The organism is Williamwhitmania sp. (assembly GCA_035529935.1).
Classification (GTDB): Bacteria; Bacteroidota; Bacteroidia; order Bacteroidales; family Williamwhitmaniaceae; genus Williamwhitmania.
The window spans coordinates 1-14,571 of sequence record DATKVT010000202.1 but is presented as its reverse complement, the minus strand read 5'-3'; the positions used below and the strand labels follow the sequence as shown (position 1 = coordinate 14,571).

17 protein-coding genes are annotated in these 14,571 nt (G+C 41.3%); all 17 read left to right on the top strand.

Annotation, left to right across the window (positions count from 1 at the left end; translation table 11 throughout):
* A partial coding sequence (locus tag VMW01_15655; protein ID HUW07684.1) for a hypothetical protein occupies positions 1-425 on the top strand: 425 nt, incomplete at its 5' end.
* A 200-nt stretch (positions 426-625) separates the two neighbouring features.
* Positions 626-1,354: a gliding motility-associated ABC transporter permease subunit GldF gene (gene gldF / locus VMW01_15650; GenBank protein ID HUW07683.1), complete on the top strand. Its 729-nt coding sequence runs from the start codon at positions 626-628 to the stop codon at positions 1,352-1,354.
* A gap of 2 nt (positions 1,355-1,356) precedes the next feature.
* The gene (gene gldG, locus VMW01_15645) at positions 1,357-3,081 is read left to right on the top strand and encodes a gliding motility-associated ABC transporter substrate-binding protein GldG (protein ID HUW07682.1); all 1,725 of its coding nucleotides are present in this window, start codon (positions 1,357-1,359) and stop codon (positions 3,079-3,081) included.
* Entirely contained in the window at positions 3,068-4,069 is a 1,002-nt protein-coding gene (locus VMW01_15640) for a hypothetical protein (protein HUW07681.1), read from the top strand. Before gldG ends, VMW01_15640 begins: the two co-directional genes overlap by 14 nt.
* An 85-nt stretch (positions 4,070-4,154) precedes the next feature.
* A complete protein-coding gene (gene dnaN / locus VMW01_15635; protein ID HUW07680.1) occupies positions 4,155-5,285 on the top strand; it encodes a DNA polymerase III subunit beta in 1,131 nt (376 codons plus the stop codon).
* A gap of 367 nt (positions 5,286-5,652) precedes the next feature.
* Complete coding sequence (locus tag VMW01_15630; GenBank protein HUW07679.1) at positions 5,653-6,414, top strand: 3'-5' exonuclease; 762 nt, start codon at positions 5,653-5,655, stop codon at positions 6,412-6,414.
* Between the two features lie 50 nt (positions 6,415-6,464).
* A complete protein-coding gene (locus tag VMW01_15625) occupies positions 6,465-7,079 on the top strand; it encodes a fumarylacetoacetate hydrolase family protein (protein ID HUW07678.1) in 615 nt (204 codons plus the stop codon).
* 105 nt (positions 7,080-7,184) lie between these two features.
* On the top strand, positions 7,185-7,337 hold the full coding sequence (locus VMW01_15620) for a hypothetical protein (protein ID HUW07677.1): 153 nt from the start codon (positions 7,185-7,187) through the stop codon (positions 7,335-7,337).
* A gap of 330 nt (positions 7,338-7,667) precedes the next feature.
* Complete coding sequence (locus tag VMW01_15615; protein HUW07676.1) at positions 7,668-8,744, top strand: Fic family protein; 1,077 nt, start codon at positions 7,668-7,670, stop codon at positions 8,742-8,744.
* Positions 8,745-9,086: 342 nt separating this feature from the next.
* Positions 9,087-9,890 (top strand): FRG domain-containing protein, encoded by an 804-nt coding sequence (locus VMW01_15610; protein HUW07675.1) that lies wholly within the window; start codon positions 9,087-9,089, stop codon positions 9,888-9,890.
* Positions 9,891-9,982: 92 nt separating this feature from the next.
* Positions 9,983-10,948, top strand: a complete 966-nt coding sequence (locus tag VMW01_15605) for a hypothetical protein (protein HUW07674.1) — start codon at positions 9,983-9,985, stop codon at positions 10,946-10,948.
* Positions 10,949-11,141: 193 nt separating this feature from the next.
* Complete coding sequence (locus VMW01_15600; GenBank protein ID HUW07673.1) at positions 11,142-11,603, top strand: DUF4348 domain-containing protein; 462 nt, start codon at positions 11,142-11,144, stop codon at positions 11,601-11,603.
* A gap of 337 nt (positions 11,604-11,940) precedes the next feature.
* Complete coding sequence (sigZ, locus tag VMW01_15595; GenBank protein HUW07672.1) at positions 11,941-12,537, top strand: RNA polymerase sigma factor SigZ; 597 nt, start codon at positions 11,941-11,943, stop codon at positions 12,535-12,537.
* A 71-nt stretch (positions 12,538-12,608) separates the two neighbouring features.
* Positions 12,609-13,112 (top strand): ArsI/CadI family heavy metal resistance metalloenzyme, encoded by a 504-nt coding sequence (locus VMW01_15590; GenBank protein HUW07671.1) that lies wholly within the window; start codon positions 12,609-12,611, stop codon positions 13,110-13,112.
* Complete coding sequence (locus tag VMW01_15585) at positions 13,093-13,593, top strand: GNAT family N-acetyltransferase (GenBank protein HUW07670.1); 501 nt, start codon at positions 13,093-13,095, stop codon at positions 13,591-13,593. Before VMW01_15590 ends, VMW01_15585 begins: the two co-directional genes overlap by 20 nt.
* Positions 13,594-13,839: 246 nt before the next feature.
* Positions 13,840-14,022 carry a hypothetical protein gene (locus VMW01_15580; protein HUW07669.1) on the top strand — a complete coding sequence of 61 codons (183 nt, stop codon included), beginning with the start codon at positions 13,840-13,842 and terminating at the stop codon, positions 14,020-14,022.
* Positions 14,010-14,321 carry a type II toxin-antitoxin system RelE/ParE family toxin gene (locus VMW01_15575; GenBank protein HUW07668.1) on the top strand — a complete coding sequence of 104 codons (312 nt, stop codon included), beginning with the start codon at positions 14,010-14,012 and terminating at the stop codon, positions 14,319-14,321. Before VMW01_15580 ends, VMW01_15575 begins: the two co-directional genes overlap by 13 nt.
* The last annotated feature ends 250 nt before the right edge of the window (positions 14,322-14,571 follow it).

Sequence of the window (14,571 nt, the reverse complement as noted above, 5' to 3'; positions counted from 1 at the left end):
AGAAGCGAATTCCTATAAAGAGTTTTTTCGACTATCTGGCCACTAAAGGCTTTGGGAGCGAGTCGTTGAAAGCCTCACGCCTTGGATTTAATCAGGCCAAACGCGTTGCATACTACCGTGTTGGTTCCGACTCCATCTCCTTTTCACGGATGCGTGCCGACTTGGATCTTCGATCAGCATTTTTTTCGGTGGCCGTTTCTGGCAATGAGGTTGTTCTGCATGGACGAGGCTATGGCCATGGCGTTGGTTTATGCCAGATTGGAGCAATGGAGATGGCCGCAAGAGGGATGGACTACAAGACCATTATTGATTTCTACTTTAAGTTGGTGCGCATAGTACCGGTGGAGCAAGTTATCAACTTCTTCCCCGATGCGCGCGATGAAGAAGAACCGGCCACCGACACAACGGCCCAGTCTTTTTTCTAGGCTATTTGCCTTCAAAGCTGTAGCAAAGGGTGGCGGAATATTTATTTGACTCGTACTCATCAATATGATTACCATTGGAAAGTTTTCACACTTTTTTGCTATTTAATTCGTTAACCATTACTATTTTCATGCACTCTTAGTTGCAGCTTAGTATGGAGTTTAGTGAAGTGTAAATCTTACTGTTGCTAAAAAACCAAACCATGTACCATATTTTTTTAAAGGAGATCAGGCTCTTTTTTTCATCCCTTACTGGTTACATTGCCATTCTCGTTTTTCTAGTGGCAAACGGACTGTTTATGTGGGTTTTCCCTGGAGAGATGAATGTTCTCGATGCCGGATATGCCAACATTGACACCCTGTTTATGCTGGCTCCTTGGGTTTTTCTTTTTCTTGTTCCGGCTATTACCATGCGAACCTTTGCTGAGGAGCGCAAGGGTGGCACGCTGGAGCTGCTGCTTACCAAACCGCTCACCGAGCTCGATTTGGTGATGGGAAAGTTTTTTGCCTCGGTGTTCCTCGTAATTTGTTCGCTGGTTCCAACGCTCATCTTCTTCTTTTCGGTGTATAAGTTGGGTAATCCGGTTGGAAACATTGACCTGGGTGGAACTTGGGGATCGTTTATCGGCCTCTTCTTTTTGGCCTCCATCTACGTGGCCATAGGAGTTTTTGCCTCCTCGCTTACCACAAACCAGATTGTCTCCTTTATTGTGGCCATGTTGCTCTCCTTTCTGCTCTACATGGGCTTTGAATACATCGGTAGCCTTCAGGCATTCAGAGGGATCGAAACCAATATTGTGGCGTTGGGTATCAACGATCACTATCAGTCTATCAGTCGTGGAGTAGTCGACTCCCGCGACATTCTCTACTTCTTGAGTGTCGACAGCTTGTTTCTGTATGCAAGCAAACTAATTCTGCAGAGGAGAAAATAGCCATGGGAAATTTTATGCAAAACATACGCTTAAAGGTTAAGAACAGCATGGGTTACAAGTTGCTGCTGTTTATGCTCGTGGTAGTAGCAATTAATCTTATTGCCTCCATTGCCTTTTTTAGAATAGACCTTACTTCCGATAAGCGGCACAGCATTAGTCCACAGTCGAAGCAAATATTGAGTACACTTAAGGACTACGTGAACGTTACCGTTTACCTCGATGGCGAGATGCCCATTGGCTTTAAAAAGATGGAGCGAAGCCTTAAGGATATGCTCTATGAGTTTCAGGTATACGGGGGCAGCAACTTCCGATTCAACTTTGTCAACCCATCGGAATCTTCCGACCCCAAGGAGCGGGACGATGTTTATAAAAGCATATACCAGCGTGGAGTGCTACCCGTTAATATCCACCAAAAGGATGTGGAGGGCGGTTCTACAGAAAAAATTGTATTCCCCGGTGCCGTTGTGAACTACCGAGGCAAGGAAATGCCGGTAAATTTCTTAACAAACGTTCCTGGGTTGAGCGGTGAGGAGAACCTCAATCGATCGGAGCAGAATCTGGAGTATAACATTATCAACGCCATAGAGAAGATGAGCCTCGATTCGCTGCCCAAAATAGCCTTTATTGAGGGGCATGGCGAGCTGGAGGAGGCTCAGGTTGGTGATATTGCGCGGGATCTTTCTGGCTACTATAGCCTTAGCCGCGTAACCATCAATGGAAACCCGCAGGCACTCAACGGCTACAGGTTGGCTGTTGTGGCAGGGGGAACAAAACCTTGGCCAGAGGTGGATAAGTTGGTGCTCGACCAGTTCATAATGAAGGGTGGTAGAGTGGCCTTTTTCATCGATCCCGTAACAGTTAGCGAAGATAGCCTCTCCAGAGGTAGTATGACCGTAGCCATGGTGAACAACCTCAACCTGGAGGATATGCTCTTTACTTACGGCATTAGGGTTAACTCAGTGCTCCTTCAGGACATGCAGTGTGCCATGATTCCGGTGAACGTTTCACTTGTTGGTGAACAACCAAACTTTGTTCCGGCACCATGGTACTACTACCCGTTGTTTGTGCCATCAAATGCCAGTGCAATTACCCGCAACCTCAACCTGGTTGAGGGAAAATTTTGTAGCACGCTCGATACGCTGAGTGGCGAGTCGAAGGTTACCAAATCGGTGTTGTTGGCCTCTTCGCCATACTCCCGAACACTCACTGCTCCACTCATTGTTAGCTTGGAACAGATCCGAAATAGCCCTTTGAAGTATGAATTCAACCAGAAACATCTCATTGTTGCTGTGCTGGAGGAGGGTCAATTTAAGTCGGATTTTCGTAACCGGATGGACAGCGAATATTTGGGTGCCAATACAATTCAAATGAAGGATAGTAGCCTCAACACCAAAATTGCCGTGGTGGCCGATGCCGACATCATTCGAAACGAGGTGAAGGTTCGCCCCGATGGTGTTTCTATTACACCCCTAGGCTACGACAAGTATACCAATCAAACCTACGGCAATAAGGATTTTGTGAGGAACTTGGTGAGCTATTTAACCGACGAGCACAACCTTATCTCGCTTCGTAACCGCGACCTTAAGCTAAGGTTGCTCGATAGAAACAAGGTGCTTTCGGAGCGTACAAAGTGGCAGCTCATCAACGTGGTCTTGCCTTCGGTAATTGTGATGCTATTTGGCCTTCTTTTCATTTACTTCAGGAGAAAAAAGTATGCAAAACGGTAGAAAAAAGAGGCAACGGTGGATTTGGATTTCAGCGGCTCTGGTGTTCTTGCTGGTAGTGTTTCTCTCCACCTTTTCCATTCAAAACGTCCGCACGCTATTTTTTGGTGGGCCGTTAAACCCTGCCAGCTACTCCATTGGCGATACATCGCTGGTTAACGGCATTACCATTCGGCAGGGAGCCGATTCAGTGGTAGTTACGAGAGCGCAGCAAGGGTGGACAGTGCAAGATAAACTGGCAGGGGCAAACACCATCTCCAATTTTCTTGGAGCCTTTCAGCAGGTGCAGGTCTATTCGCCCATACCGCGCCTGGTGGATTCGATACTCGAAGCTAGGCTTAAGGGCCCTGAGGCCACGGTGGTGTCGGTGCAGAGGGAGGGGAGGCTCTACCGACAGATTCGTATACTCTACACCGATACGCTTGGACTTGGAACCGTTGCCCTAGCCGAGGGAAACTCAAGTGGGGCGGTAATTAGAACCGATGCCGATGGCACAAAGCTCTTCTACATGGTGAGCACAAGACCTTCATTCTGGATAAATAGCAAACTCTTTACACTTCCGTTAAATAAGATTTCGAAGATTACTTTCACCAACCAACAGTGGCCCGACAGCTCCTTTACCTTGCAGCTGCAAGGCGATGGCTTCCAATTGTTTGACCATGATGGGAAAATACCTTCGGAAAAGGTGGATGCCAAGGCGGTGTCGCGCTACCTGATCTATCTTTCACGTGCTTCAGTGTTGAGTGCAGCATCCAACCAGCAGGATAGCATGCAGCCATTCTACACAATTAAGGTGGAGAGCAGCAAGGGCAACGAAACTATTGAATATATTCCCCTTCCGCCCTCGGCACCGCTCGACGAGGCTGGCCACAAGGCGCTATATAATTACAACCAGCTGCTCGTTCGTCGCGATGGAATTGACTTTTATACAGCTAATTGGGTGGATGTTGATTTAACCATTAGAACAATCCGCTACTTTTTTCAGCGGTAGCTGCCCCTTGGTTGGCATCATAAATTTTTGTAATATTGAGGTTCGATTTAAAAAAGGAATTAATAAACACTTAAATATCTGAGGGATGAAATTTGTTGTATCTAGCACCGAGCTGCTCAGCCACTTGCAAACGGTGAGCAGAGTTATTAGCAATAAAAATACCTTACCTATTCTCGACCATTTCCTCTTCCAGCTTACGGGCAACGTGCTTACCATTACAGCCTCCGACTTGGAGACAACCCTAATCACCAGCCTGAACTTGGAAAACGTTTCAGAAGAGGGGGTTGTGGCGGTTCCTGCTAAGTTGCTCACCGACACCCTCAAGGAGTTTTCGGAGCAGCCGTTGACCTTCGACGTTAACCAGGATACCAAGGCCGTAGTCATAAACTCCGAAACCGGTAAGTTTAGCCTACCCGGTCAGGATGGAGAGGATTTCCCTGCCATTCCAACCCTAAGGGAGGAGCGCAAGTCGATGCTACAAACTAGCGCCGAAACCTTGCTGAGCGGTATTTCCAAAACCCTTTTTGCCACTGCCGACGATGAGCTTCGCGCCGTGATGAACGGTATTTTTATTGAGCTTACCCCAACGGACGTTACCTTTGTGGCTACCGATGCGCACAAGCTGGTTCGCTACAAGAGAATGGATATAAAGAGTGAAAACTCGGCTTCCTTTATTTTGCCTAAGAAACCTGCCGGTTTGCTTAAAACGGTGCTTTCAAGGGATGCAAACAACGTTATGGTTGAGTTCGACGACAAGAACGCCTTCTTTACCATGACCAGCTACAAAATGATTTGCCGCTTGGTGGAGGGCACCTATCCTAGCTACTCTACGGTTATTCCTACCAACAACCCAAATACGCTTACCATCGATCGTCTTGAGCTATTCAATGCGCTAAAAAGGGTGGCCGTATTTTCGAACCAGGCTAGTAACCTAGTTAAGCTGCAGCTTGCGGGCAACCAAATTACAATTTCGGCTCAGGACCTCGATTTCTCCATTTCGGCCTATGAGCGGCTGAGCTGCCTCTTTGAAGGCGACGACATGGAGATCGGCTTCAAGTCGACATTCCTCATCGAGATTCTTTCGAACCTCTCCTCATCGGATGTTCAGCTGAAGCTCTCCGATCCTTCCCGCGCTGGACTTATTCTTCCAACCGAAAAGGAGATCGACGACGAGGATACGCTCATGCTCCTAATGCCAATGATGATAAACGCTTAATCCATAATTCAAAGTGTGAAGGCCCGGTTCTCCTGAATCGGGCTTTTTTTTTGCTCAACCCTGAAACTTGGGGGCGGTATGCAGAAAAATATTTATTAAGCCCTGTTTTTTCAAGAAAGAAAGGTAAATTGGGCCTGAATTATGCCAATGGGTGTAAGCACCTGCCTATTTATTTAGCGAAGGCCAAGTGATTTTCCGAGTTGCGGATAAAGTATTGTAGGCAAGTTTGCAAAATATGATGTTAGTTCCCTGTGGGGGACCAAAATTGTTCATCCATCAACAGTGAAGGAAAAAAAGTATATTCTAACAACCTCTGTTAATTGACACTTAATTTTAAACCAGAGTAATTAACTAAAATAGCATTTCAATGAAGTTGAACATCAAGAATCCTTTAGCTTTTATCGATCTAGAAACTACAGGAATCGACTTGGCCAAAGACCGGATTGTAGAGATTGCAGTAATTAAAATATTTCCCGACGGGAAGGAAGAGGTAAAAACCCGACGTGTAAATCCCACCATTCCCATCCCTGCCGAGGCAACGGCCATCCACCATATCACCGACGATGACGTTAAGAACGAGCCTACCTTTAAGGAAATTGCCAAATCGCTAGCTCATAATCTCGAAGGCTGCGATTTTGCCGGATATAACTCCAACCGCTTCGACTTCCCCTTGCTGGCGGAGGAGTTTCTGCGTGCTGGCGTCGATTTTGACTTCAAGAAGCGGAAGTTTATCGATGTTCAAACCATCTTTCACAAAATGGAGCAGCGAACGCTGGTTGCTGCCTATAAGCTGTACTGCAGCAAGGACCTTGTTGGTGCCCACAGTGCCGAGGCCGATACTCGCGCCACTTTCGAGGTGCTGGAGGCGCAGCTCGACCGCTACCCCGACCTGAAGAACGACGTCGATTTTTTGGCCGATTTCTCGAGCCAGAGCAACAACGCCGATTTTGCCGGTCGCATTGTTTACAACGACAAAAACGTGGAGGTTTTCAACTTTGGCAAGCACAAGGGACGTCCGGTGGAGGAGGTGCTGCGCGCCGAGCCCAGCTACTACGCCTGGATGATGAATGGCGACTTCCCACTCTATACAAAGAAGGTGCTCACCAGCATTCGGCTACGAATGAAGTAGCGCTTAGCTTTACGTTGACGAATTAGTGTGTAACCGTAATCTTTTCTGCAATGAAAATAGTTTGCATAGGTAGAAACTACGAGGAGCATGCCCGGGAGCTGAACAACCCCAAGCCCGAGCAGCCGGTATTTTTCCTCAAGCCCGACACGGCGCTGCTGCGCAACAACCAGCCGTTTTATATTCCCGCCTTTTCCAACGAAATTCACTACGAGGTGGAGCTGGTGTATAAAATTAATAGGCTGGGCAAGGGCATCGATGAGCAGTTTGCCCACCGCTACTACAGCGAGGTGGGTATTGGCATAGACTTTACCGCCCGCGACCTGCAGCGCGACTGCAAGGCCAAGGGGCTGCCGTGGGAGTGCGCCAAGGCGTTCGACAGCAGTGCTCCGGTTAGCATGGAGTTTATTCCGCTTACCCAGCTACCCAACCCCAAGGCCATCACCTTTAGGCTCGAAAAGAACGGCCTGGTGGTGCAGCAGGGAAGCTCCGCCGACATGATTTTTAGCGTGGACGAGCTGGTGGCCCACGTCTCCAAGTTTATCCTATTTAGAATGGGCGACCTGCTCTTTACCGGCACGCCAGCAGGCGTTGGCCCGGTAGCCTCCGGCGACCACCTGCAGGCCTACATTGAGGATAAGCTGATGTTGGACTTTTATGTGAAGTAGAAAGGTGAAAAGTAGAAAGGTGAAAAGAGAAAGAGTGAAAATAAATTGCTAGTTTTATGTTAGCATAATTAGAAAAGTTTTATTTAACCCTTAAGTGTAATTAAAATGAAGAAGTGTAGCATTACAAAGCGTGAGATTCTATTTTTCTTTATAGGAGTTGTTACGATGTTGGTGGTTGAGATAGTTTTTGATTGGAGCGATTTTAAAAGGGGCTTTTGTGGTGGACAGAGTGGCACAAATACTGAAGTTGTGAAATAGTCAATAGTTCATCTTTATTTGTTTGCAGTAATAGCCGCTTGGAGGACTATTCCCTATGGTTGGGAACAGTTGAATGAGGGAAGCCCGAAGACCGATGAGATTGTGGCTGTATCTCAATGGGCTAGAGTTTTTGCCTTATGAGAGTTAAGAGTTGTAAGAAAGCACCCTACCGACCAAGCTGCCAATTGCCACTTAAGCGAGCATATCCGTGAAAATTTTTGTTTAGGAAACTCGAAAAACTATACATACTCGAAATGTTATGATAAGAAAAATTGTTTTTCTTATCATATAGACCTATGTTTGTAAAGAAATTCAAAAAAAATTCACAGAATGAAAAATGATGAGTGGATTTTAGCAGAATTACCTTTAAGCATTGATATAGAAACCAAGGCAGTATTAAAGAGTTTGCCATCTGCTCACGCTTCATTAGCTGAGTTGAAAGGTATTGCTTCAACAATTCCTAACCAGACAATTTTGCTAAATACTTTAGGGTTGCAGGAAGCTAAGGATAGCTCTGCAATTGAGAATATAATTACAACGCACGATGACCTATATAAATCTGAGTTAAATCTCGAATACTTCAATACTTTAAATGCAAAGGAAGTTCAGAATTACATATCTGCACTTAAAAAAGGATTTGTGCTGATTAAGAAAAACGGGCTTCTTACTAACAGAATTATTCTTGATATCCAAGCAGAACTTGAAAGCAATAAAGCAGGATTTAGAAAACTTTCTGGAACGACACTGAAGAGTGCTGCTAATGGAGAAATAATTTACACCCCGCCCCAAGACTTTAATGAAATTAGTCGATTAATGACAAATTTAGAGCGCTTTATTAACAAGAATGAATTATCTGACTATGACCCATTGGTTAAAATGGCAATTATTCACTACCAATTTGAGAGTATTCACCCTTTTTATGATGGGAATGGAAGAACAGGTAGGATAATAAACATTCTTTACTTAATTCTCCAAGGTCTTCAAAGCTTACCCATCCTATACTTGAGCAACTACATTATCAAAAATAAGGCGGATTATTATAGATTGCTACAGGAGGTTAGGGAGAAAAACAGCTGGGAGGAATGGCTGATTTTTATGATTAAAGGAGTGGAGGAGACTTCAAAAGAAACAATATCCTTAATTATCCAGATACGAGAATTAATGATGAAATACAAACATACATTAAGAGAAAATTATAAATTCTATAGTCAGGATTTACTGAATAACCTATTTAAGCATCCTTATACTAAAATCGAGTTTATTGTTAAGGATTTAAATGTTTCAAGAATTACTGCAGCAAACTATTTAAATAGGTTGTCGGATGATGGATTGCTGAGAAAAGAGAAGTTAGGCACCGGTAATTATTATATAAACCAACCGTTGTTTGATCTTTTGTCGAAAAGATAAAATGCATAGGAGGTTTAATCCAAATTATGCGCTAGTAGAAAAACGATTACGTATTTAGGCTCAAAATAATGCTCTCGCTATATAAAACCCTACTGCCCAGTCATCCCGAATGGGGGTGGAATGCAAGTCCTAGGCGCTAGCCCAGGGAGAGGCATGTCCCACCCAAAAACCGGAGGTGAACGCTGCCAAAGCGTTCAATGCGTATTCCTATACTTGAGTTTTAAAAACCAAAGAAAACGGAGCCATCTAACCACACTCTCCAAAAAATGATTAATTTTGGTATGTAAGGATGTTAGTTATCAGACCTATAAATGATTTGCCTGCAATGCTAAAATGAAAGAAATGAAGCTCCATCCTATTACAATTGATGCGTATAGAGAGTGGAAATCATTATCTAATGATTTACCACTATATCGAAATGCCAATAATTTAATTTTATTGTTTCGCGGACAGAAAAGAGATTCATATAAACTAAAACCTAGTTTATGCAGGAATTCCTCTGATTTAATAACTCTAAAAGAATTAGAAAAACACACCTACACTCAGTTTTATAGTGAAATAAGTAAGGCTAATTTATCTGACCTATTCAAGAGAAATAAACGTGTCAATCAATTTGAAGAAGAATGGTATAAACTAATACAAGCTCAACATATTGGATTACCGACAAGACTGCTTGATTGGACACCAGGTGCAGAAATTGCATTATATTTTGCTACATGTAATGAAGAAAAAGATGATGATTCATATAATGGACAATTATGGGTCTATTCTTGCGAAAAGAAAGACTTTTACGAATTTGACAAGGAAAGAAATTATCAAGATCTAAACCCATTTGAGATTAATGATACTTTTACAATTAATCCTTCATTTCAATATGAAGATGATTATAGAAACATTGTTGATAATACAAATCGTTTTTTACAAGGTGGGAGATTTACAATTCAACCTCTTGAAAAAGCAATTGAAGAATTAGACAAGCAAATTGAATTTAAAGAAAAAATAACTTTATATACAATAACTGCAAAAGCAAAACGTGAAATAAGAGATGAATTGAATTCTAGACTAAATAGAAAAACTCTATTCAGGGAAATTGATAAGCGAATAGAAACAATTGTTAAAGAAGTTAGAAGAGATAATAACATATAAAGCGCAGCAGGTAACAACGTATTTATTGTATCTTGGCTGATGACGCATTTGGAGTTCTTAACGCTTTTTGGTAGTTTTATTGTTTTATCAATATGAATAAGCCTGTATTAAAATCAAAGATTTTTGAGTTGTTAAAAAAACCTGTTTATAATAACCTAAGGATTAATAGTAAAGGTTCTTTTTTGAATGTTTTGAAAGACAACGAAAAACTCTACCTATTATTAATCCCGAATAAACCATTGTCAGATAATGAAGCTGTTCAAATTCTAAATCTAGGATTTAAGGAAAAGTTTCCTAAGACTAACTATTCTAAATTTGTTGACTACAATAATCCTGAAGCTTTAGAAAAACTTTTTGATGATATTGTTTTTATATTCAATTCATTATTTCATATTCCAATGGATAGAGAATGGCGCTATACAATCTCTAGTGGAATGGGATTATTAAAGGAAATGTATCCAATATCAACTTCATATGAAAGAAGGAGTAAGGAAAAGAGTAAAAGATTTAAACCAAAGAAATTATTCAAATATGATGTTTTACTCAGTTTAATTATTGGAGTTGCTTTAAGTCTCTTCTTGATCACGAAAGGAATTATTTTTGGATTAACCATTCCCATTTTGTTCTTATGTACGGTTGTATTTTCATTTGTAGTTGTTAAACTTTTTAAAGTTATTGAAACATTACTAGATAGATATAGAAGAAGTAGGTTTTTTTCAACTAATAAAATAGGGTTTTTCAGAAGTCAAAACTTCAAGCAAGTTGGTAGCCGCTACAGAGGGGAAAGGAATGGCTATACAGTAGATATTTATTATGTCCCTTTAAAAAATATCGAAATAGCTGTTTATCATGAAGAAATTCCTTGGGAAAGAGTTATAAAACTCTCTGAAAGTACAAAACAGGTTTGGTCAACCGAAAGTCATATTTTTTGGAATACAATTATTTCTAAGAAAAGAATAGATTATCGTGTGGGCATGCCAAGCGGAGAAGTTATTATTCGTGAAGCAGATAGGTTGGTTGAAAAATTGCTTAGATTTAAGATTAATCCATGCAAATAAAGAAATATATCCTACCCCGCTAGTCCGGCTATAAAATGCAGCGATGGCGTGGAACCGTCAATAGGGCGGTAAGGTAAGTTACATGCTGCCAAGCACCTTCCACATTTTGTATTCCTATTTTTATTACATTTGGTATAAAGCGCAACAGAGCTACACATATAAAGGAGCTGGTAACAAATTAAAGAGATAGAATATGAAAAATATTTTTTTGTTTTTATTATTAGCAACTTGTTGTTTGTCATGTAATCAGCACAACGTGAAAGGTGATTCAATTTCAGATTCAATTCAAACTCATAGCCAGACAATACAAAATGAGAATAGGAAATTTGAATTCAGTAATAAGGAATTTGAAGAATTCTATAATAGATTTATATTAGACTCAGTTTTCCAAATAGAACACGTGAGATTTCCATTAGATGGTTCATTAAATGAATGTGATACGACAATCTTGTGGACGAAAGCTAACTGGGAAGCAATACATTTTGACTTAAGGAATGATTTTTACAATCCGATAGACAGTAATATTGTAAAACAAGACAATTCAATATTTCAGTATGAATGTATAAGGGAAGAAATTGGATTGCTATGTGAAATGAGATTTGAAAAGATTGGTAAAGAATGGTATTTGATTTATTATTTAGAGAATGCCTGTTAATTGCCAATTGCCGCTAGCAGCGGCTCCCTTGCAAACCTTTGCCAATAATAGCTAATTTGCATTTTAGTAGAATGTGGTAATACCAGCGCCACCCCAAGAAATGAAAGCGCTACCATTGGCCTTCGGCCTATATCCGTTTTGTTGGAAAGGTAAGAAGGAGGTAGGTAGGCTCAATTATATGCTGCCATGCACCATCCCAATTGTGTATTCCTACTTTTATTACATCGGGTGTAAAGCGCAACAGCGCTAAACAATACAGACCAATCGGGGTTGTATAGTGTGGTTTTATTACACACAAAAACGAGTTGCCGGCAACCCTATCATACACATCGTTTCAATGACGCAACAGAACGAAATAAAAACTAATTGTGATGTTCCTGCACTTTGGCAAGAACATAAGAGCGAGTTGAGAAATTTTATTCTGAAAAGAGTAAAGGACCAAGACTTAACCAATGATATTCTGCAAGATGTTTTAATGAAGGTTTATACTTTCTGCATTTCAAAATCGGGGGTGAGTAATATTAGGAGCTGGCTTTTCCAAATTGCACAGAACACTATCACCGATAACTATCGTAAACAGTCAAAGTTTACCGACTTAAAAAATGTAAATGAGTTGGAGAGCGAAGACCATAATGTCGCTTTCAACGAAGCAACAAATTATATATTACCCATGCTTAACTTTTTACCTAAAAAATATGCTGTTCCCTTAAAGCTTGCCGACATAGATAATATGAAACAGGCCGACATAGCACAAAAGCTACACTTAACAATACCCGCTACAAAATCAAGAATTCAAAGGGCAAGACAGCTGCTTAAAGCTGAATTTATAACCTGCTGCCGCTATGAAACAGATACCCAAGGCAACATCATTTCCTTTGACATAAAAGAAAGTTGTGAACCCCTACAAAAAGTAAAAAAGGCACTGGAGAAATAATTTGCGTCTTTTTTGCACCATCTGCGTCTTGATTGTGAATTAGTAATTATTCACAATTAAATGTAGAAAAAATGAAAAGATTTCACGTTCACGTAAGAGTTAAAAACCTTCAGGAAAGCATTGAATTTTATAGTGCGTTATTTAGCGTACAACCAACGGTAGTAAAAGCAGACTACGCTAAATGGATGCTGGAAGACCCCAGAATAAATTATGCGATTTCGACAGGGCATAGTGAAAATGGCATTGAACATTTGGGTTTGCAGCTCGAAAGCGAAGAAGAATTGCACGAAGTTTTCGCCAATATGCAAAAAGCAAAAGGAACTGTTCGAGAAGAGGGAGAGTGTACTTGTTGCTATTCAAAATCTCAAAAAAGTTGGATTACCGACCCCCAAGGAGTTGATTGGGAAGCATTTTATACACACGGTACAGCCACAGTTTATGGCGAAGGCATTATTACGAGACCTGCCCCAGAAGTAATGGAACAATGGACAGGGAATGATGGAAAAGATGCTGCACTTGAAACCCTAGCTGTTGTAAATGAAAATAGTTGCGATAATGGAAACTGTAACAATTAGCCCAATGATATCCAAGCATTGGGAAAAAGTAAAGCAAATTTATGAAAGTGGCATTACCACAGGCGTTGCTACGTTTGAGACAGCAGCTCCAAGTTGGGAAAAGTGGAATAGTGGACATTTGCCTTTTGGCAGATTAGTTGCAATACGCAACAACGAAGTAGTTGGCTGGGCTGCACTTAGCCCAGTATCAAGCAGATGTGTCTATGGTGGTGTTGCAGAAGTTAGTGTCTACATTGCCGACAGTTACAAAGGACAAGGCATTGGTAAATTGCTTTTAAGAAATCTGATAGATGAGAGTGAAAGTAATAACATTTGGACTTTGCAAGCAGGAATTTTTACCGATAACATAGCAAGTGTAAAACTTCACGTAGGTGTTGGTTTTAGAGTAATTGGTTATAGAGAAAAAATTGGAAAATTAAATGACAATTGGAAAGACAACTATATTTTAGAAAAGCGAAGTAAAAAGGTAGGGATTGACTAACCAATTTGAGGAAGGGCAGTCGACAACATCGGTTTGGCAAAAGTAGCAGTGCAGTGCTTAGCTCGGGCGGACGTGTCGTCCGTCTATCCCAAGCCTTTGCCAGAGCTGGCCAATTTGAATTTTAAAGGAGAGTGGCAATAACAGCAGCTGTGCCAGAAGATGAATGAGCTAGCATAGGCTATGCAAAAATTCATCCTTAAATGGACAATTTACTTTTATTTCTCTACCTTTACGAAAAACAGGGTTATGATAACTAAAGAGAACCTTATTCAGGCCATTAATAAAATGCCAGATAAGTTCAGTGTTGATGACATTATCGAAGAACTTGTATTGCTTAGCAAAATTGAACATGGGCTAGCTGATGTTGAATCAGGTAGAGTATATTCGAAAAAACAGGTTGAGAAAAAAATGGCTAAATGGCTGAAATAATTTGGTCATATAAAGCTTATGAAGATTACAAAAGCATCATCGAATTTATTGCGATTGATTCAGAACACTATGCCTCTTTAATGGCAAAAAAAATCTGGCTTGAAATAAAAAGGATTGAGAAAAATCCGAAGGAAGCAAGAATGGTTCCTGAAGCTGGTTATCTTGATGAAATAAGGGAATTCATTTTGGGTCAATATCGAATCATTTTCCAATTAAAAGGTGACAAAGCATATCTTTTAACAATCCATCACAGTTCCCGTGATTTAAGAAAAAAATCCCTTCTAGAACAACTTAAATAATTTTCACGCGCACTGACAGGCTGTATTCCGCTCGGGCGCAACCGCCAAAAAGGGCGGTCAAGCGTGTCAGCCGTCTGTTCCAAGTTTGTATAGAATGCTAACCCCGCTCGCCCGGAGTGTGTCCTGAAGTAAGAAGGACAAAATTTAGCAATAAACGAAGTTCTTTTACGTGCTGTATAAAAGATGAAGGGGTTCGCCCGCCGGCGGATGAACCTTCGCAATCGCTGTGCAGGCAGAGGTTGCAAACCGC

Bases quoted from the DNA above. Each gene is read 5' to 3' on its own strand.
- gldF (HUW07683.1), top strand. From the start codon at position 626: ATGTACCATATTTTTTTAAAGGAGATCAGGCTCTTTTTTTCATCCCTT.
- gldG (HUW07682.1), top strand. From the start codon at position 1,357: ATGGGAAATTTTATGCAAAACATACGCTTAAAGGTTAAGAACAGCATG.
- VMW01_15640 (HUW07681.1), top strand. From the start codon at position 3,068: ATGCAAAACGGTAGAAAAAAGAGGCAACGGTGGATTTGGATTTCAGCG.
- dnaN (HUW07680.1), top strand. From the start codon at position 4,155: ATGAAATTTGTTGTATCTAGCACCGAGCTGCTCAGCCACTTGCAAACG.
- VMW01_15630 (HUW07679.1), top strand. From the start codon at position 5,653: ATGAAGTTGAACATCAAGAATCCTTTAGCTTTTATCGATCTAGAAACT.
- VMW01_15625 (HUW07678.1), top strand. From the start codon at position 6,465: ATGAAAATAGTTTGCATAGGTAGAAACTACGAGGAGCATGCCCGGGAG.
- VMW01_15620 (HUW07677.1), top strand. From the start codon at position 7,185: ATGAAGAAGTGTAGCATTACAAAGCGTGAGATTCTATTTTTCTTTATA.
- VMW01_15615 (HUW07676.1), top strand. From the start codon at position 7,668: ATGAAAAATGATGAGTGGATTTTAGCAGAATTACCTTTAAGCATTGAT.
- VMW01_15610 (HUW07675.1), top strand. From the start codon at position 9,087: ATGAAGCTCCATCCTATTACAATTGATGCGTATAGAGAGTGGAAATCA.
- VMW01_15605 (HUW07674.1), top strand. From the start codon at position 9,983: ATGAATAAGCCTGTATTAAAATCAAAGATTTTTGAGTTGTTAAAAAAA.
- VMW01_15600 (HUW07673.1), top strand. From the start codon at position 11,142: ATGAAAAATATTTTTTTGTTTTTATTATTAGCAACTTGTTGTTTGTCA.
- sigZ (HUW07672.1), top strand. From the start codon at position 11,941: ATGACGCAACAGAACGAAATAAAAACTAATTGTGATGTTCCTGCACTT.
- VMW01_15590 (HUW07671.1), top strand. From the start codon at position 12,609: ATGAAAAGATTTCACGTTCACGTAAGAGTTAAAAACCTTCAGGAAAGC.
- VMW01_15585 (HUW07670.1), top strand. From the start codon at position 13,093: ATGGAAACTGTAACAATTAGCCCAATGATATCCAAGCATTGGGAAAAA.
- VMW01_15580 (HUW07669.1), top strand. From the start codon at position 13,840: ATGATAACTAAAGAGAACCTTATTCAGGCCATTAATAAAATGCCAGAT.
- VMW01_15575 (HUW07668.1), top strand. From the start codon at position 14,010: ATGGCTGAAATAATTTGGTCATATAAAGCTTATGAAGATTACAAAAGC.